Origin of the sequence: Achromobacter sp. RW408 (assembly GCF_003184165.1) — a bacterium.
Classification (GTDB): domain Bacteria; phylum Pseudomonadota; class Gammaproteobacteria; order Burkholderiales; family Burkholderiaceae_B; genus Achromobacter; species Achromobacter xylosoxidans.
The window spans coordinates 48,861-66,384 of record NZ_QHHO01000001.1 but is presented as its reverse complement, the minus strand read 5'-3'; the positions used below and the strand labels follow the sequence as shown (position 1 = coordinate 66,384).

At 67.5% G+C, this 17,524-nt stretch carries 20 protein-coding genes; 7 read left to right on the top strand and 13 right to left on the bottom strand.

Features of this window, described 5'->3' with window-relative positions; genetic code table 11:
- Window positions 1-3 precede the first annotated feature (3 nt).
- Genes DK459_RS00305 through DK459_RS00285 form a run of 5 tightly spaced genes read right to left on the bottom strand, consistent with a single transcriptional unit; the run spans window position 4 to window position 4,369 of the window.
- The gene (locus tag DK459_RS00305; RefSeq protein WP_110134348.1) at window positions 4-1,134 is read right to left on the bottom strand and encodes a nickel/cobalt transporter; all 1,131 of its coding nucleotides are present in this window, start codon (window positions 1,132-1,134) and stop codon (window positions 4-6) included.
- On the bottom strand, window positions 1,125-1,718 hold the full coding sequence (locus tag DK459_RS00300; RefSeq protein WP_233256734.1) for a DUF1007 family protein: 594 nt from the start codon (window positions 1,716-1,718) through the stop codon (window positions 1,125-1,127). Before DK459_RS00300 ends, DK459_RS00305 begins: the two co-directional genes overlap by 10 nt.
- Before the next feature lie 50 nt (window positions 1,719-1,768).
- Entirely contained in the window at window positions 1,769-2,764 is a 996-nt protein-coding gene (locus DK459_RS00295) for a metal ABC transporter substrate-binding protein (protein WP_006389757.1), read from the bottom strand.
- A 19-nt stretch (window positions 2,765-2,783) separates the two neighbouring features.
- Window positions 2,784-3,650 (bottom strand): metal ABC transporter permease, encoded by an 867-nt coding sequence (locus DK459_RS00290; protein WP_006389756.1) that lies wholly within the window; start codon window positions 3,648-3,650, stop codon window positions 2,784-2,786.
- On the bottom strand, window positions 3,647-4,369 hold the full coding sequence (locus DK459_RS00285) for a metal ABC transporter ATP-binding protein (protein ID WP_035184230.1): 723 nt from the start codon (window positions 4,367-4,369) through the stop codon (window positions 3,647-3,649). The genes DK459_RS00290 and DK459_RS00285 overlap by 4 nt, the downstream gene beginning before the upstream one ends.
- Window positions 4,370-4,683: 314 nt before the next feature.
- On the opposite strand from DK459_RS00285, the gene DK459_RS00280 reads away from it, so the two are divergent.
- The 5 genes from DK459_RS00280 to hslU all read left to right on the top strand — a co-directional run bounded on the left by DK459_RS00280 (window position 4,684) and on the right by hslU (window position 9,426).
- Entirely contained in the window at window positions 4,684-5,187 is a 504-nt protein-coding gene (locus DK459_RS00280) for a Fur family transcriptional regulator (protein ID WP_006389754.1), read from the top strand.
- A 359-nt stretch (window positions 5,188-5,546) separates the two neighbouring features.
- Window positions 5,547-6,677, top strand: coding sequence for a GTP-binding protein (locus DK459_RS00275; RefSeq protein ID WP_110134346.1), 1,131 nt, complete (start codon window positions 5,547-5,549; stop codon window positions 6,675-6,677).
- 127 nt (window positions 6,678-6,804) lie between these two features.
- Window positions 6,805-7,269, top strand: a complete 465-nt coding sequence (dksA, locus tag DK459_RS00270; protein ID WP_006389752.1) for an RNA polymerase-binding protein DksA — start codon at window positions 6,805-6,807, stop codon at window positions 7,267-7,269.
- A 207-nt stretch (window positions 7,270-7,476) separates the two neighbouring features.
- On the top strand, window positions 7,477-8,016 hold the full coding sequence (hslV, locus tag DK459_RS00265; protein WP_006389751.1) for an ATP-dependent protease subunit HslV: 540 nt from the start codon (window positions 7,477-7,479) through the stop codon (window positions 8,014-8,016).
- Window positions 8,017-8,091: 75 nt separating this feature from the next.
- Window positions 8,092-9,426, top strand: a complete 1,335-nt coding sequence (gene hslU / locus DK459_RS00260) for an ATP-dependent protease ATPase subunit HslU (RefSeq protein WP_020925902.1) — start codon at window positions 8,092-8,094, stop codon at window positions 9,424-9,426.
- A 156-nt stretch (window positions 9,427-9,582) separates the two neighbouring features.
- Here hslU and DK459_RS00255 read toward each other — a convergent pair whose 3' ends face one another.
- A complete protein-coding gene (locus tag DK459_RS00255; protein WP_006389749.1) occupies window positions 9,583-9,888 on the bottom strand; it encodes a copper-binding protein in 306 nt (101 codons plus the stop codon).
- Window positions 9,889-10,031: 143 nt separating this feature from the next.
- On the opposite strand from DK459_RS00255, the gene DK459_RS00250 reads away from it, so the two are divergent.
- Complete coding sequence (locus DK459_RS00250) at window positions 10,032-10,595, top strand: cob(I)yrinic acid a,c-diamide adenosyltransferase (protein WP_024070722.1); 564 nt, start codon at window positions 10,032-10,034, stop codon at window positions 10,593-10,595.
- A 52-nt stretch (window positions 10,596-10,647) separates the two neighbouring features.
- Here DK459_RS00250 and lipA read toward each other — a convergent pair whose 3' ends face one another.
- A complete protein-coding gene (gene lipA / locus DK459_RS00245; protein ID WP_047993157.1) occupies window positions 10,648-11,655 on the bottom strand; it encodes a lipoyl synthase in 1,008 nt (335 codons plus the stop codon).
- Between the two features lie 149 nt (window positions 11,656-11,804).
- Here lipA and DK459_RS00240 point away from each other — a divergent pair, with 149 nt between their 5' ends.
- Window positions 11,805-12,617, top strand: coding sequence for a substrate-binding domain-containing protein (locus DK459_RS00240; protein ID WP_054443615.1), 813 nt, complete (start codon window positions 11,805-11,807; stop codon window positions 12,615-12,617).
- Between the two features lie 64 nt (window positions 12,618-12,681).
- On the opposite strand, the gene DK459_RS00235 is transcribed toward DK459_RS00240, so the two are convergent.
- The 6 genes from DK459_RS00235 to DK459_RS00210 form a co-directional block, all read right to left on the bottom strand.
- On the bottom strand, window positions 12,682-13,410 hold the full coding sequence (locus DK459_RS00235; protein ID WP_049052006.1) for a tetratricopeptide repeat protein: 729 nt from the start codon (window positions 13,408-13,410) through the stop codon (window positions 12,682-12,684).
- Complete coding sequence (lipB, locus tag DK459_RS00230; RefSeq protein WP_024070725.1) at window positions 13,407-14,051, bottom strand: lipoyl(octanoyl) transferase LipB; 645 nt, start codon at window positions 14,049-14,051, stop codon at window positions 13,407-13,409. The genes DK459_RS00235 and lipB overlap by 4 nt, the downstream gene beginning before the upstream one ends.
- An 11-nt stretch (window positions 14,052-14,062) precedes the next feature.
- Complete coding sequence (locus DK459_RS00225) at window positions 14,063-14,335, bottom strand: YbeD family protein (protein WP_047993153.1); 273 nt, start codon at window positions 14,333-14,335, stop codon at window positions 14,063-14,065.
- A gap of 110 nt (window positions 14,336-14,445) precedes the next feature.
- Window positions 14,446-15,312 (bottom strand): D-amino acid aminotransferase, encoded by an 867-nt coding sequence (locus DK459_RS00220; protein WP_006389742.1) that lies wholly within the window; start codon window positions 15,310-15,312, stop codon window positions 14,446-14,448.
- 132 nt (window positions 15,313-15,444) lie between these two features.
- Complete coding sequence (locus tag DK459_RS00215) at window positions 15,445-16,707, bottom strand: D-alanyl-D-alanine carboxypeptidase family protein (RefSeq protein WP_109421475.1); 1,263 nt, start codon at window positions 16,705-16,707, stop codon at window positions 15,445-15,447.
- A gap of 153 nt (window positions 16,708-16,860) precedes the next feature.
- Entirely contained in the window at window positions 16,861-17,514 is a 654-nt protein-coding gene (locus DK459_RS00210) for an alpha/beta hydrolase (RefSeq protein WP_070543044.1), read from the bottom strand.
- Between the last annotated feature and the right edge of the window lie 10 nt (window positions 17,515-17,524).

Genomic DNA, 17,524 nt, shown 5'->3' with positions numbered 1-17,524 from the left:
CGCTCATCCGCCGCCGGCCAGCATGCCACCCAACAGCAACACGCCCAATGCCAGCACGGCCAGGGCGGCCAACGCTTCCACGCCGTAGCGCAACCGCACCGCCGCCACGCCCGACAGGCGGGATCCCAGTGTCGTGGCGGCGCCGCCGGCCGCGACCGCCAGGCAGGCCAGCGCGGCCACGGTCAGGCCGGTGCCCAGCCCCATCGCCAGCGCCGACGCCACCCCCGCCAGGAAGAATCCCTGGGACAACGCGAACACCAGCACGATCAACGCGCCGCTGCACGGCCGCAGGCCCACCGCGAAGATCGCGGACCAGGCGCGACGCCAATTCAACGGCCCCGCCACCTGGTCGGGCGGCGGCACATGCGCGTGGCCGCAGCCGCAATCGTCGTGATGCGCATGGCCATGGGCATGGTCATGCGGTTGGGCAGGTGCCGCCGCATCCCCATGCGGCGCCGAGGCCCGTACGGCGATGGCTCGCAAGGCCGCGGCGCCCTTCAAGGCCGGGGCGGACGCCACGGGTGTCGGCGCTGCGACCGTGGCCATTGCCGCGGCCCGCCGACGGCGCAACAACGGCCGGATCGCCTTGATCCAGACCAGCCAGGCCCCCAGCAACGTCACCAACGCATACGATGCCAGCTCCAGCCAACGCGTCGCCTGATTCATCACCGCCGCCGTGGCGTTGAACACCAACGCCAGCGCCGCCACCATCGCGATGGCCACCAGGGCCTGCACCAACGACGACAGCAACGCCAGCAGCGCGCCATTGCGGGCCGTCTGGCGATTGGCGAGCACATAAGAGGAAATCACCGCTTTGCCGTGTCCCGGCCCAAGCGCGTGGAACACGCCGTACGCAAAAGACAGGCCGATCAGCGTCCAGGCAGCGCCGCCGTCGGCCTGCCAGGCACGCACGGCGGCAGTGAGCTGGCGATAGAAATGCGTCTGCCATACCGACACCTGGCCGAAAAACGCGGACAACCAACCGGGACCGCCCGCGAGCCCCGCGCCGCTTTCCGGCACGCCGAAAGGATGGGCGCCCTGCGCCGCGGCCATGCCGGTCCAGGCCAGCGCGCCCAGGGCCAGCAGCCACGCGCACGCGGCCGCCGCGATGGGCCGCCCCCGCGTCAGGAGCATTGCACCTCGATGCGGTGCGTCAGCCCCTTGGTGATGGCGAAAAGCTCTTCCGGCAGGGCATCCGGATCGGCCGGGATCGCGGCCAGTTGCTGCATGGTGTTCCAATCCAGTTCCTTGGGCTTGCGGTAAGCCTGCTTGCAGGCCGCCGCGCCGGGTCCGCCCAACGCGACCGCCCCTTTTTCTTCGAAGGCGTACGCCACGAAATAGGTCGGGTCATAGATATCGACCTGGGCGCCGGCGGGGTCCAGCGCGGCAGGCTCGGCCAGCGGCAAGGTGAACGCCAACGCCAATCGACCGGTCTTGGGGTTCCAGGTCACGCGCGCATCGCGCGGCGCGGCGAACACCGCGCTCTTGCCGGCCACGGTGACACGCGTGAAGTAATGCGACACCGGCTCGCCCAGCGCCTTCATCCAATCCTGCGCCATGGTCTTCAAGGTGTCGTCGGGCAGGGCGCCGCCCTTGCCCTTCTTGAGACCCTGGGTGGCATAGGCGCCGAACATTTCGTCGAACAGCCAGACCTGCCTCACGGCCGTGACCCGATGTTGCTCGTCCAGGTCGATCACGGCGCGGGCATCGATCCACATGTGCGGATGGGCGCCGGCGGTGCTGGCCGCCAGTGCGCCCGTGACAGCGATCAGGGCCGCAATGCGGCGGTGAGCTGACGTACGTTCCATTCAAACATTTCCAGGTAGGTGGCGCCGGGCTGTCCAGGCTTGGACAGCGCATCGGAATACAGCGTACCACCCACCTTGGCGCCCGTTTCACGCGCGATCTGCTGCACCAGGCGCGGGCTGGTGATGTTCTCGACGAACACCGCCGGCACCTTGTCGCGCTTGACCTGCTCGATGATGCGCGCCACGTCGCCGGCGGACGGTTCGGCCGCGGTCGATACGCCCATTGCCGCAATGAAATCCACGCCATACGCATCGCCGAAATAGCCAAAGGCGTCGTGCGAGGTGACTACCTTGCGGCGTTCGGCCGGGATCGCGGCGAAGGCCTTGCGCGCGGCGGTATCGGCGGCCTGAAGGCGGGCGATGTAGGCATCGGCGCGCTTGCGATAGGCGTCGGCGTGGGCGGGATCGGCGGCGGCCAGGCCCTCGGCCACATTGCGCGCATAGGTCACGCCGTTGGCCAGGTTCTGCCAGGCGTGCGGGTCTGCGTCGCCATGATGGTGATGGCCCTCGCCAGCGCCATGGTCATGGTCATGGTCATGGTCCTTGTCGCCATGGCCGTGATCGTGCTTGCCATGCTCATGGCCGGCGAACTTGCGCGGCGTCACTCCCTTGGAGGCGACGACGGTCGGACCCGTGAAGCCCGCGGCCTTCACCAGCCGCGGCAACCACGCTTCGAAGTCCAGGCCGTTGACGAACAGTATCCTGGCAGCCGCCAGTTTCTTGGCATCGCCTGGCGTTGGCTCGTATTCATGGGCGTCGCCGTCCGGGCCCACCAGCGTGCCCAGCTTGATATCGTCGCCGCCCACCTCGCGCACGATGTCGCCCAGGATCGAAAAGCTCGCCACGACCGGCAGCGGTTCGGCGGCATGCGCCGCGCCGAAGGCCGTGGACAGCCACAGGCCGGCGGCGGCCAGCAAGGCGCGGCGGCGCGGGAACGCCGGCAGAATGGAACGCATAGCGAATCTCCTTGAGGGTTCAGGCCCGGCGCGATGCGCGCGACGCCCGCAGCAGCCCGCCATACGGGCCGCAGACGATGGAAAACAGATAGCAACCGCCGGCCGCCAGGATGATCGCGGGCGAGGCCGGCACGTTGAAGTGATACGACACCAGCAGGCCCGTCACCGAAGCGGCCACGCCAACGCCGCCGGCCAGCGGGATCTGGCCGGCAGCCGAACGCATCCAGAAGCGGGCGGCCGCGGCCGGCAGCATCATGATGCCGACCACCATCAGCGTGCCGAGCACCTGGAAGCCGGCCACCAGGTTCACCACCACCAGCACCAGAAAGCCCATGTGGACCCAGCCGCCCTGGCCGCCGCTGGCGCGCAGGAAGCCCGGATCGAGACATTCCGCCACCAGCATGCGATAAAGCGCGGCCAATGCCAGCAGCGTGATGCTGGCCGTTGCCGTCACCAGCAGCAGCGCCGCGTCGTCCAGCCCCAGCACGGTGCCGAACAGCACGTGCAGCAGATCCATGTTCGACCCGCGCAGCGACACCAGCAGCACCCCCAGGCCCAGCGATATCAGGTAGAAGGCGGCGAAGCTGGCGTCTTCCCGCAGCGGCGTCAGGCGCGCGACCAGGCCGGCCAGGAGCGCCACGGCCAGCCCGGTGGCGATGCCGCCCAGCATCATCGCGCCCAACGACAGGCCGGCCAGCAGGAAGCCCGCCGCCACGCCCGGCAGGATCGCGTGCGACATGGCATCCCCCATCAGGCTCATGCGCCGCAGCACCAGGAAGACGCCCAGCGGCGCGGCCCCCAGGGACAGGGCGCTGGCGCCAGCCAGCGCGCGCCGCATGAAGCCGTAGTCGAGAAAGGGGCCGATCAACCATTGCGACACGCTCATGCGAAGGCCCTCGCGTGCCATTGGCGCGCCGTCTTCAGATTCGCCTCGGTCAACGTCTCGGCGGTATCGCCCCACGCCACCACCGAACCGGACAGCAGCAGGCACTGTGGAAAGTGGTCACGCACCAGGTCCATGTCGTGCAGCACCGCGATCACCGTACGCCCCTGGCCGTGCAGGCCGCAGAGCAACGCCATCAGTTCATCGGCGGTATGGCTGTCGACAGCGGTAAAGGGTTCGTCGAGCAGCAACACCGGCGCATCCTGCACCAGCATGCGCGCGAACAGCGTGCGCTGCAGCTGTCCGCCGGACAGCGTATCGATCCCCCGGCCAGCCATGTCGGCCAGGCCAACGGTTTGCAACGCCTGCATGCAGCGGTCGATCTCTTCGCCGCCATAGCGCCGCCAACCGCCGACCCGGCGCCAGGCTCCCATCGCGACCAGGTCCAGCACCGTCACGGGAAAGGAGCGATCCAGCTCCGCGGCCTGCGGCAACCACGCCAGTTCGGAACGGCCGACGCCGCCGACGCTGACCCTGCCGGACAGGGGCCGCAATACGCCCATGATGCCTTTGATCAAGGTGGATTTGCCGGCCCCGTTCGGACCGACCACGGCGGTCATCGCGCCCGCCTCGAAGCGGCCCGACACGCCGCGCAAGGCGGCATGGCCATGCCAACCGAAGGAGGCGTTGCACAACTCGATGGCCACCGGCGCAACGCTCATCGCGCCCACCAGTCCAGCGCCCAGCCGGTCAACGCCCACAACGCCGCCGCCGCGGCCAGCGCGGCAGCCATGCGGCGCCAGGCGGAGGCGAGGAAAGCGGAGCGCAAGGAGGCGCCCGGACCCGGCGCGGCGCCGGACCGCGGGGGCAAAAGCGAAAAATGGGACATGACGAAGAGAAACAGCGGAATATTATTATGTTATATCATAACTACACCCGCTTGAATGGGAGGGTTTCGCCCGCACCTGGAGGTTTTCTGCTACCTTCCAGGCATCTCGCGCGCTCGCGCGCGTTCCCTTTCCAGATGAAACCCGCCATGCCCGCTCCGCCCCGCTCTCCCCGCAGCGACACCGTAGGCGCCCAACTCAGCGTCGCCGAGGCGCTGTGCGAACAACGCGGCCGCCGCCTGACCCCCATCCGCCGCAAGGTGTTGGAACTGCTGCTGCGCCATGGCCGCAGCCTGAAAGCCTACGAGTTGCTCGACGCCATGCGTGAAGTGCATCCGGGCGCCGCGCCCCCGACGGTGTACCGCGCCCTCGACTTCCTGATGGACGAAGGCCTGATCCACCGACTGGACGCCGTCAACGCCTGGAGCGCCTGCCACGACGCTGGCGGCGCTCCCCACGATCTGCTGGTGGTCTGTACCAGTTGTGGCGCGGTGGCCGAGGTGTCCGATCCCGCCATGAGCCGGCAATTGGCCGAGCGCGTCGCCCAGACCGGCTACACGCTGGCCACCCACGAGACCGAAATCCGCGCGCTGTGCCCGCAGTGCCAGAAGCAGCAACCCGCCGATGGCGGGCACCATCACCATCATCATTGAAGGCATCGGGCACGGCCGCCGGCGCCCGACGGGCTCACCGGTCGCCCGTCCCATCGGGTGCGCCTCGATCCGGCCCTTGAAATCCGGCAAATCGCCCCAAAATAGTGATATCGCCCGATACTTGACGGCGTACAGCCGCGATCTGGGCGGCTACGCCCCCGGGTTGGCCCGGGGTTTGCCCCCCGCCCCCGACTGTGCTGTAATCCTGCGTCCGGCCGCTAACGGCGGCCCTCGCAGCCTGTGGCAGTAACATCGGTCGAGCGATGTCTGGCAGGCAATCGGCACCCGCTGCCGCCCGCCAGACCCCAGCGCCTGACCGCCGTGTCTAACCGCCTTTACTTCACGCAAGCAGCTTCGCCATGAACACCCCGCGCAGTTTGGACAAAATGGTTCCCGTCACCATCCTCACCGGCTTTCTCGGTGCGGGCAAGACCACCCTGCTCAAGCGCATCCTGACCGAATTCCACGGCCGCCGCGTCGCCGTCATCGAAAACGAATTCGGGCCGGAAAGCATCGACAACGACCTGCTGGTGCAGGACAGCGACGAGGAAATCATCGAACTGTCCAACGGCTGCGTCTGCTGCACGGTGCGTGGCGACCTGATGCGCACCCTGTCCGAGCTGCGCGCCAAGCGCGAGGCCGGCACCCTGAATTTCGAACGCGTCATCCTGGAAACCACCGGCATGGCCAATCCTGGCCCGGTGTGCCAGACGTTCTTCATGGACGACGACATCGCCGAGTACTACCGCCTGGACGCGGTGGTCACGGTGGTCGACGCCAAGCACGGCATGGCGACGCTGGATGAACAGCCCGAAGCCCAGAAGCAGGTTGGCTTCGCGGACCGCATCCTGATCTCCAAGAAAGACCTGGTCAACGAAGTCGACTACGAAGCGCTGCGCAACCGCCTGCTGCGCATGAATCCGCGCGCGCCCATCACCGCGGTCAACTTCGGCGACGCCGACCTGAAGTCGATCATCGACATCAGCGGCTTCAACCTGAATTCCATTCTGGACATCGACCCGGACTTCCTGGCCGATGAGCATCCCGATGCCGCCCACAGCCATGCCCACGGGCACGGCCACGATCATGATCACGGCCACGACCACCACGGTCACGACCATGACCACGATCACGACGGCGAATGCGGGGCGCACTGCAATCACGCGCATCATCACCACCCCAAGCACGACGACGAGATCGGCGCCTTCGTGTTCCGCTCCAACAAGCCGTTCGATCCTGCCCGCCTCGAGGAATTCCTGGGCGGCGTGGTGCAGGTCTATGGCCCGGACCTGTTGCGTTACAAGGGCATCCTGTACATGAAGGGCATCAACCGCCGCATGTTGTTCCAGGGTGTGCACATGATGATGGGCGCCGAACCCGGCAAACCGTGGACCGCGGCCGAAAAGCCGTCCACCAAGATGGTCTTCATTGGCCGCAAGCTGCCCCAGGAGATTTTTACCCGGGGCTTGGAGCAGTGCCTGGCGGGGTGATCCCCTTTTTGGATACGTGACGCGGTGCGACGAAGGCAGTACTGTGAGGTACGAATAGCGTAGGCAGCAAGCACACGGACCGGGAAGACAAGCCCGCGCCAGGATCGATTCATAGTGGAGTGTTTTCATGGCTACCAAGGCAGCAACCAAAAAATCAAGCAAGTCGACGAGCGATACGGCGATTGATCTGCCCAGCGAGAAGGAATTGCTGGCCATGCCCGAGTCCGACTATATGAACGAACGCCAGCTGGCGTTCTTCAAGGAACGGCTCAAACAACTCGAACAGGACATCCTGGCCAACGCCGGCGAAACCACCGAGCACCTGCGTGAAACGCAATTCGTGCCGGATCCCGCCGACCGCGCCACCATCGAGGAAGAACACGCCCTGGAGCTGCGCACCCGCGACCGCGAGCGCAAGCTGCTGAAGAAGGTGCAACAGTCCATCGCCCGCATCGACAGTGGCGAATACGGCTGGTGCGAGGAAACCGGCGAACCCATCGGCATCCCGCGCCTGCTGGCCCGTCCCACCGCCACCCTCTCGCTGGAAGCGCAGGAACGGCGCGAAATGCGGCAGAAGCTGTACGGCGACTGATCCGTCCCGTTATTCAAGCGCCACACCAAAAGGCTATGCTGGTTTCCAGCATGGCCTTTTTTCATTGCCGCACCGCCTCGGGGCGAAAGCGCCCGCAATCTGCGCCAGCAAAGCCGAAGGCGCGACGCGCGGATCGATTTTCATCGACCCGCAAGGCTTGATTTCGTCCGCATCGCCCCCAGCTAGTCCTTTCAAAGGAAGGAACGCATGGAACAATTTCACGCCACCACCATCGTGTGCGTGCGTCGCGGTAACCGCGTCGCGCTCGGCGGCGATGGCCAGGTCACCCTGGGCAACATCGTCATCAAAGGCACGGCGCGCAAGATCCGCCGCCTGTATCACGACAAGATCCTGGCCGGCTTCGCCGGCGCCACCGCCGACGCGTTCACGCTGCAGGAGCGTTTCGAAGCCAAGCTCGAGAAACACCAGGGCAACCTGATGCGCGCGGCGGTCGAACTGACCCGCGACTGGCGCACCGACCGCGTCCTGCGCCGGCTCGAAGCCATGCTGATCGTGGCCGACGCCGAGCACACGCTGGTGCTGACCGGCAACGGCGACGTGCTCGAACCCGAGCACGGCCTGGCCGCCATCGGCTCGGGCGGCGCCTATGCCCAGTCCGCCGCGCTGGCGCTGCTGCGCAATACCGAGCTGGCGCCCGAGACCATCGTCAAGCAATCGCTCGAGATCGCCGGCGACCTCTGCATCTACACCAACCAGAACCACGTCATCGAGACGCTGGGCGACTGACGCCAACCTCGCGGCGCCCGTCCGGGGCGCCGCGGCCCGTCTCCCAGCCCAGCCCTGCTTCAAGGATCCGCCCTCATGTCCGCATCCAACATGACGCCCGGAGAGATCGTCTCCGAACTCGACAAGTACATCGTCGGCCAGAACCGCGCCAAGCGCGCGGTGGCGGTGGCCCTGCGCAACCGCTGGCGCCGCCAGCAGGTGGCCGAGCCGCTGCGCCACGAGATCCACCCCAAGAACATCCTGATGATCGGCCCCACCGGCGTGGGCAAGACCGAGATCGCGCGCCGCCTGGCCAAGCTGGCCAACGCGCCGTTCATCAAGATCGAGGCCACCAAGTTCACCGAGGTGGGCTACGTCGGCCGCGATGTCGACACCATCATCCGCGACCTGACCGAATACTCGATCAAGCAGACCCGCGAACTGGAAATGCGCCGCGTGCGCACCCAGGCCGAGGACGCCGCCGAAGACCGCATCCTCGACGCCCTGGTGCCGCCGCCCCGCGGCACCTCGGGCGAGCCCGAGCGCGGCGAGGACAACAGCGCCCGCCAGACGTTCCGCAAGCGCCTGCGCGAGGGCAAGATCGACGATCTGGAAATCGAGATCGAAGTAGCCCAGACCGCGCCGCACATGGACGTCATGACGCCCCCCGGCATGGAAGAAATGGCCGAGCAGCTGCGCGGCATGTTCGCCGGGATGGCGCGCGACAAGAAGAAATCCAAGAAGATGAAGGTGCGCGAAGCCTTCAAGCTGATCGTCGACGAGGAAGCCGCCAAGCGCGTCAACGAGGAAGACCTGCGCACCGCCGCGATCAACAACGTCGAGCAGAACGGCATCGTGTTCCTGGACGAGATCGACAAGATCGCTGCGCGCCAGGAAAGCGGCGGCGCCGACGTCTCGCGCCAGGGCGTGCAGCGCGACCTGTTGCCGCTGGTCGAGGGCACCACCGTCAACACGCGCTACGGCATGGTCCGCACCGACCACATCCTGTTCATCGCCTCGGGCGCCTTCCACCTGGCGCGTCCGTCGGACCTGATTCCCGAACTGCAGGGCCGCTTCCCGATCCGCGTCGAACTGGAATCGCTGACCGCCGAGGACTTCGTGCGCATCCTGTCCGATACGGACGCCTCGCTGACCAAGCAGTACACCGCGCTGATGGCCACCGAGGACGTGCAGCTGGAATTCACCGAAGAAGGCGTGCGCCGGCTGGCCGAACTGGCTTACGAGGTCAACGAAACCACCGAGAACATCGGGGCCCGCCGCCTCTACACCGTGATGGAAAAGCTGCTGGACGAACTGTCGTTCGACGCGACCTCCAGCACCGACAAGACGGTCAAGATCGATGCCGCCTACGTGAACGCGCAACTGGCCGAAGCCGCCAGCAGCCAGGACCTGGCCCGCTACGTGCTCTAAGCCTCGCGTCCCGGCCTGGCCGGCGGCACGAATACGAAAAGGCCCGCCGCAAGCAATTGCGGCGGGCCTTTTTCCTGCGAAGGCCACCTCCACCGAAACCTCCGGCGGCGGAATCTGTCGCCAGGCGGACGCACCGGCGGCGCCCGGCCAGGCAGTTCAGTTGGTGATCGCGGTCACCACGTACTTGCCATCCTTGCGCTCCGCGGTGAAACGCACCTTGTCGCCGGCCTTGATCTTGGCCAGCAACGCCGGATCGGCGTCGTACACCAGCGTCATGGCCGGCAGGTCCAGCGCCTTGATGGCGTCGTGCTTGATGGTGACCTTGCCCGCGCCCGGGTCCACGCGCCGCACCTCGCCGCTGGCCTCGGCCTGCTGCGCGAACGCCAGCGGCGTGGCCAGCGACACGACGGCCATCGCGGTGGCGACAGCCATGGGCGTTGCGTACTTGCGGTTGAAAGCCATGCTTTATCCTCCGATTGCGACGAAAGCGCCATACCGGCCTTGCGGCCCGCGCACGCTTTCCACAATGCTAGGATACCGTCCTCGTGCAATAGTTTCCCCGCAATAACGCAACAATTCTGACGGTTGTTTGCAAAGGACGTTTCATGGCCAATCGCCTTTCAGTCATCGCCACCCGCACCGGAGACGACGGCAGCACCGGACTGGGGGACGGGTCGCGCGTGCCCAAGGACGCGGCCCGCATCGCCGCGCTGGGCGACGTGGACGAACTGAACAGCGTCATCGGCCTGCTGCTGACCGAGCCCATGCCGGCCGACGTGGCCGCCGATCTGCTGACGATCCAACACGATTTGTTCGATATGGGTGCCGAATTGTGCATTCCCGGCCATGTCGCGCTGGAAGACGCCCAGGTGGCGCACCTGGATACGCGGCTGGCGCATTACAACACGGCCCTGCCGCCGCTGCGCGAATTCATCCTGCCGGGCGGCTCGCGCGCGGCGGCGCAGGCCCACCTGGCGCGCACCGCCTGCCGCCGCGCCGAACGCGCCGTGGTGGCGCTGGCGCGCGAGGAAGCGGTGAACGCCCCTGTGCGGCAATACCTGAACCGGCTGTCGGACCTGATGTTCGTGCTGGCGCGCTATCTGAACCGCGAGGCGGGGCGGCCCGACGTGTTCTGGACCAGCCGGGTGTCGCGCCAGGCCACGGAATGAAAAATGCCCCTCGCGGGGCATTTTTCATTCTGGCGTGGCGATGATGCGGCCCTCAGTTGGGCACGCCCGCCGCATGCGCCTGCTCGTCGGCGTGGTACGACGAACGCACCATGGCGCCCACCGCCGCGTGCGAGAAGCCCATCGCATAGGCTTCGCGCTCGAACATCGCGAAGGTGTCGGGATGCACGTAGCGCAGCACTGGCAGGTGGTGTTCCGACGGCTGCAGGTACTGGCCGATGGTGAGCATGTCGACGTTGTGCTCGCGCATGTCGCGCATCACCTGCAGGATTTCCTCGTCGGTCTCGCCCAGGCCGAGCATCAGGCCCGACTTGGTCGGCACGTCGGGGTGCAGCTTCTTGAACTCGGCCAGCAACTTGAGCGAGTGTATGTAATCCGAACCCGGGCGGGCCTGCTTGTACAGGCGCGGCACGGTTTCCAGGTTGTGGTTCATGACGTCCGGAGGGCCGGCGTTCAGGATGGTCAGGGCGCGATCCAGGCGGCCGCGGAAATCGGGCACCAGCACCTCGATGCGCGTGCTGGGCGACAGTTCGCGGATGTGGGTGATGCAGTCGACGAAATGGCCGGCGCCGCCATCGCGCAGGTCGTCGCGGTCGACCGAGGTGATCACCACGTACGACAGCTTCATCGCGGCGATGGTGCGCGCGAGGTTTTCCGGTTCCTTGGTGTCGAGCGGGTCGGGGCGGCCATGGCCCACGTCACAGAACGGGCAGCGGCGGGTGCACTTGTCGCCCATGATCATGAACGTGGCCGTGCCCTTGCCGAAGCATTCGCCGATGTTCGGGCAGGACGCTTCCTCGCACACCGTGTGCAGATTGTGCTCGCGCAGGATGCGCTTGATGTCGTAGAAGCGCGACCCCGGCTGGGCCGCCTTGACGCGGATCCATTCCGGCTTCTTCAGGCGCTCGGCGGGAACGATCTTGATCGGGATGCGCGCCGTCTTGGCCTGGGATTTCTGTTTCTGCGTCGGATCGTACGCCGTTTCCGCGGGCGCGGCGGCGGCTTCGTTCGAGGGCACAGACGACTCGGCAAGCGTGGACATGGAACACCTTCACGACCGGCGCGCAGGGCGTTGCGGTCTGAGACAAAAGAGGACATTTTACCCCCTGTGCCCGAATCCACCCCGAAAGACCCGGCACCGGGTCGCGCCGGGTTATCGTCACGCCTGACGAATTCGCGCCGCCTCCCCTCATGTCCACCCTGTCCCCGCTCCGCCCTATCGTCCTGATCGCCCCCCGGCTGGATCTTGCGCCAGCCACCCGTGCCGTGCAGGCATGCGCCGAACGGCTGGCGCCCGCCGGCTACTACCTGGCCGCCGGCCCGTGGCGTGATGCGTCCCTGCTACCGCTACTGGCCCAACTGGCCCCGGCCGCGGCGCTGGTCATCGGCCCGCTCGACGACCCGCAACTGCGCGCCGCCGTAACGGCGCTGGAAATCCCGGTGGTGGAGACCTGGAGCCTGCCCGCCACCCCGCTGGACAGCCTGGTGACGATCGACAATACCGAGGCGGGCCGCCTGGCCGCCCGCCATCTGGCCGAAAAGGACCATGCCCGTGTCGCCTGTGTCAGCGCCGACACCCCGTGGGAACGGGCCCGCCGCGAAGGCTTCCTCGGCAGCGCGGCCGCGCTGGGGCTGGCCGTGGTCGCCGACATCGTGCAACCCGAGGCACAGCAGCTGAACGACGGCCGCATGGCGTTCCTGCGCCTGCTGGCCACTAATACGATCTTCGATGCGGTGTTCTGTACCTCGGACTTGCTGGCCGCCGCCACGGTGTCGGAGGCCCACAACCGCGACCTCCACGTGCCGCAGGACCTGGCGGTGCTGGGCTTCACCGAGGACGGCAGCGCGCCGCAATGGGTCCAGGGACTGACGACGCTGGGCGTGGACGCGGCCGAGCTGGGCCGGCGCGCGGGACAACTGCTGCTGGACCGGCTCGATGGCGAGCAGCCGGCCGGCACGCGGCTGACGCTGGATACGGTGTTCGAGGCACGCTTGAGTACCTGACCGGCGCGCGCGGCCGGGCCAGGAATCGATGGGGTCGGGCGTGCGGCGCGGCCCCGGACGCCGCTCAGGCGCCAGTCTCGTACAACGCTGGAAAGCCGCAGTCGCGCAGCATGGCGTCGGCCTCGCGCAGGAAGGCCGGCGTGGACGTCTCCGGCACGCGCACCAGCCATTGCACTGCCTCTTCCTTGCGGCCGCGCAGCAACAGCATGCGGCCCAGGTGGAACATGCCGCGGAAATCGCCGCCTTCGGCGCAGCGCCGGTAGCAGTCGAACGCGCGTTCCAGGTCCTGTTCGACCACGTCGCCCGTTTCGTAGAAGCGACCGACCACACCGATGGATTTGACGTGACCGCCCTGCGCGGCCTGCTGGTACAGCGCCAGCGCCGCCGCGCGGTTCTGCGTCACGCCGCCGCGGCCGCTCTTGAGCATGTGGGCGTAGTTGTACATGCCCCAGTCCAACCCGCGGTCGGCGGCCAGCCGGAACCAGTACGCCGCCACGGTATCGTCCGCGGGCACGCCCCAGCCGTTTTCATAGCAGCGGCCGATCATGTTGATGGCCATGAGATGGTCGGCATTGGCGGCGCGCTTGAACCAGGCCAACCCTTCGGCCTGATCCTGTGGCACGCCAACGCCATCGAGCAGCATCTGGCCGAAGATGGTCTGCGCCTCGACCAGGCCCATTTCGGCCGCCGCGCGGATCCAGGCGGCATACTGCGGCGCCGGCCCGGCGCGCAGGGCGGCCAGTTGCTCGGGCGTGGTCGCGGCCACTTCGGCCGGCGTAAAGCTTGTCTTCATGCGGGTGTTGTCCTTGCCTGGCGCCACAAGCGGGCCAGGTTGCGGGCCAGCGCGTCGCCCACCTCGGTGGGATCGCGCCGCACGCTACAGGACGCCATGTCGACCGTGCGCAGGCCGGCATAGCCGCAGGGATTGATGCCCAGGAACGGCGCCAGGTCCATCGCCACGTTGAGCGATACGCCGTGATAGGCGCGGCCATTGCGGATCTTGATGCCCAGCGCGGCGATCTTGGCCAATTCGCGGCCGCCGTCGGGGTCGGGCACATAGACGCCCGGCGCGCCGGGCTTGCGGCAGGCGCCGGCCACGCCCATCGCATCGAGCGTATCGATCACCGCCGTTTCCAGCAGGGCCACGTATTCCTTCACGTACATGTCGACGCGGCGCAGGTCGAACAGCGCATACGCCATCACCTGGCCCGGGCCATGATAGGTGACCTGGCCGCCGCGATCGCACTGGACCAGCGGGATGGCGCCCGGGTTGAGCACGTGCTCGGGCAGGCCCGCCTGCCCCAGGGTATAGACCGGCGCATGCTCGCACAGCCAGATTTCATCGGGCGTCTCGGCCGACCGCTGGTCGGTGTACGCCTGCATGTCCCGCCACACGGACAGGTAGTCCGCCGGCCGCGCGAGCCACTTGATCACAACCGCTGGCCTTACAGGACGATCGACACCATCGGGTGGCCGTGCAGGGCCTGGTAAAGGCTGTCGAGCTGTTCGCGCGAGGTGGCGCGCACCGTGAAGGTCAGGCCCATGTAATTGCCACCCTTGCTGGGCCGCATCTCGACCGTGGCGGCATCGAAGCCCGGATCGAAGCGCAGCACGACTTCGGTCAGCGTCTGCGCGAAGTCGGGATGATGCTTGCCCATGACCTTGATGGGGAAGTCGCTGGGATACTCGATGAGGGATTCTTCGGGCGGAATATGCATGATGGATGGCCTGGGGCGTCAATACATCTATATGGGGGCAGGCATCGAGCAGGCAAGGCCCGCCGCCGGGGCGCGCGGCGCGGGCGGCCGCCAGGGCCGCCCCGCGGGGCCTAGAGCGCGGCGATGCGGGCATCATAACCCGCACGCAATTGCTCATAAACGGGGCCGGGCTTGCCGGCTCCCACCGGACGGCCGTCCAGCGAAACGATCGGCAGCACTTCCTTGGTGGCCGAGGACAGCATCAGCTCGTCGGCCTGCGCCACCTCGTCCTGGGTCAGGCGGCGCGCCTCGAACGCAATGCCGGCCTCGGCCGCCAATTCGCCCATCAGGCCGTAGCGGATGCCTTCCAGGATCAGGTTGTTCTTGGGCGGCGCCAGCAGCTTGCCACCGGAGACCACCCAGATGTTGGTGGACGAACCCTCGGTGAGGAAGCCGTCGCGGAACTGCAACACCTCGTCGACATGGGCGTCAACCGCCTGCTGCTTGGCCAGCACGTTGCCCAGCAGCGACACCGACTTGATCTCGCAGTGCAGCCAGCGTTCGTCGGGGATGGAAATGGCGGACAGCCCCTGCGCGCGCACCGCGGCCCCGGGCGGCGCCCATGCCGAGATCATGCCGAACACCGTCGGCTTGACCGGCTCGGCCGGGAACTGGTGGTCACGCTTGGCCACGCCGCGCGTCACCTGGAGATAGACGATGCAGGTGTCCAGGTTGGTCCGCTCCAGCAATTGCTGGATCAGGTTGATCCAGCCGCTGCGGTCGAACGGTTGCGCGATGCGCAAGGCGGCCAGGCTGCGATCGAGGCGGTCGAGGTGTTCGGCCATGCGGAAGGCATTGCCCTGGTACACCGGGACGACTTCGTAGATGCCGTCGCCGAAAATGAAGCCGCGATCCAGCACGGAGACCTTGGCCTCGTCCACGCGCAGAAACTCACCGTTGAGATACACCTGGCTTTCGCCCGGCACGCCCGGAATCATGACGCACTCCTGAATTTGAAATGGAACAGGGGCGCGCCGCCGGCCCGCCCCGGAAGAATGCAAAACGGGCGTTTCGCGCACGAAACGCCCGTTGCTAGCTTACACCCGCGGCCGCGCCCGCGGCGGGTCCGCTTACTGGAACCAGCGCTTGACGGTGTCGACCATGCGACCGAAGAAGCCGGCGCGTTCGACGGCGTCCTGCACCACCAGCGGCTCGGTGCGCAGCACCTTGCCGTCGAGCGTGAACTGCAGCGTGCCGACCTGCTGGCCCTTGGTCAGCGGGGCGATCAGGGGATCGGTGCGCTGCGCCACCGGCTTGAGGTCGCCGGCCTTGCCACGCGGCACCGCGATCGAGACCGGGTTGGGCGGGCCGAGCTTGACGTTCTCGGCGGTGCCTTCCCAGACGCGGGCGTCGATGCCGGGCTGGCTCTTGTCGAACAGCTTGACCGTGTCGAAGTTCTGGAAGCTCCAGTTCAGCAGCTTCAGGCTTTCCTCGGCGCGGGTGGCTTCGCTGTCGGTGCCCACCACCACCACCAGGATGCGGCGGTCGCCGCGCACCGCGGTCGACACCAGGCAGTAGCCGGCCGAATCGGTGTGGCCCGTCTTCATGCCGTCGACCGACGGGTCGGCCCACAGCAGGCGGTTGCGGTTGGGCTGGGTGATCTTGTTGTAGGTGAAGCTCTTCTGCTTGTAGTAGTGGAAGAACTGCGGATGATCGGTGATCAGGTGCGCCGACAGCGTGGCCAGGTCGCGCGTGGACGTCATGTGCTGCGGATCGGGCAGCCCGGTGGCGTTCATGAAGTGGGTGTTGCGCATGCCCAGGCGCTCGGCCTCCTGGTTCATGAGCGTGGCGAACGCGGCTTCGCTGCCGCCGACCGCTTCGGCCAGCGCCACCGAGGCGTCGTTGCCCGACTGCACGATCATGCCCTGGTTCAGCTCATCGACAGTGACCGGCTTGCGCGGCTCGATGAACATGCGCGAACCGCCGGTGCGCCAGGCGTGCTCGGACACGGGCACGGTCTGCTCCAGCGTCAGGCGCTTTTCCTCGAGCGCATTGAACACGACGTAGGCCGTCATGATCTTGGTGAGCGAGGCCGGCTCGACCTTCATGTCGGGGTTCGACGCCGCCAGGGTCTGGCCGCTGTTCACGTCGATCACGATCCAGGCCTTGGCCGCGATGGTCGGCGCGGGCACCGCCGACACGTCGCCCACCGGCACCACGCCCGCCGCCGTCGGCGCGGGGGCCGTGGCGCCCGCGGCTGCCGGCGCCGCGGCGGGCGCCTGCTGGGCCCAGGCCGGCAGCGAGGCCGCGAGCATCGCCGACAGCACCGCGCCGGCGAGGGCGCGACGAGCAAAGACAACGGGGGAGTGAACGGAGTGAGGCAAATTCTTCATCGGCAACGTGGGTCCAGGAAAGACGCCCGCTGGCGCGGGGCAAGTGGCTGACAATTATAGGCAGTCGATGAGACCCGTCCGGCCCGCGATGGGTTCCTCGGGCAGCTAAAACATGCAACCTGATGCAACGCGCCGCATTGCGCGGCGCGCCATTCAGTCAAACTTGACCTTCAGGTGCGCCTGCACCAGCTGGCGCAGCACCAGCAGCTTGCCGTGGAAAAAATGCGAGGCGCCGGGGATCACCACCACCGGGATCGAACGCGGACGGGCCCAGTCCATGGCCTCGGACAGTGGCACCACCTCGTCCTCTTCGCCGTGCACCATCAGCGTGTCGCCGGGCACCTGGACCTCATGCGACTGGAAGCGGTTGACGGCCGGCCCCATCAGCATCAGCGCGCTGGGCAGTACCGTGTCGCCCTGGTCGGCCAGCGCGGCGTAGGTCTGCGCGGCAACCGCGGTGCCGAAGGAAAAGCCGGCCAGCACCCACGGCGCGTCCGTCAGTTCCGGATGACGCTCGCGCATTTGCGCGACCACCGCCAGCATGTCCTGGGTCTCGCCCACGGACTTGTCGAATTCGCCTTCGGACAGCCCGACGCCGCGGAAATTGGGGCGCACCGCCACCAGGCCGTGCTGGACGCAGGCGCGCGACAGCGTGGTCACCACCTTGTTCTCGCGCGCGCCGCCCTGCAACGGGTGCGGATGCAGCACCAGGGCCCAGCCCCGCGGCGTGCCGTCAGGCCAATCCACGGCGCAGTCGATGCGGCCGGCGGCTCCGGTAAAGGCGTGGGTTTCTGTGCTTGCGGGCATATCGGACTCG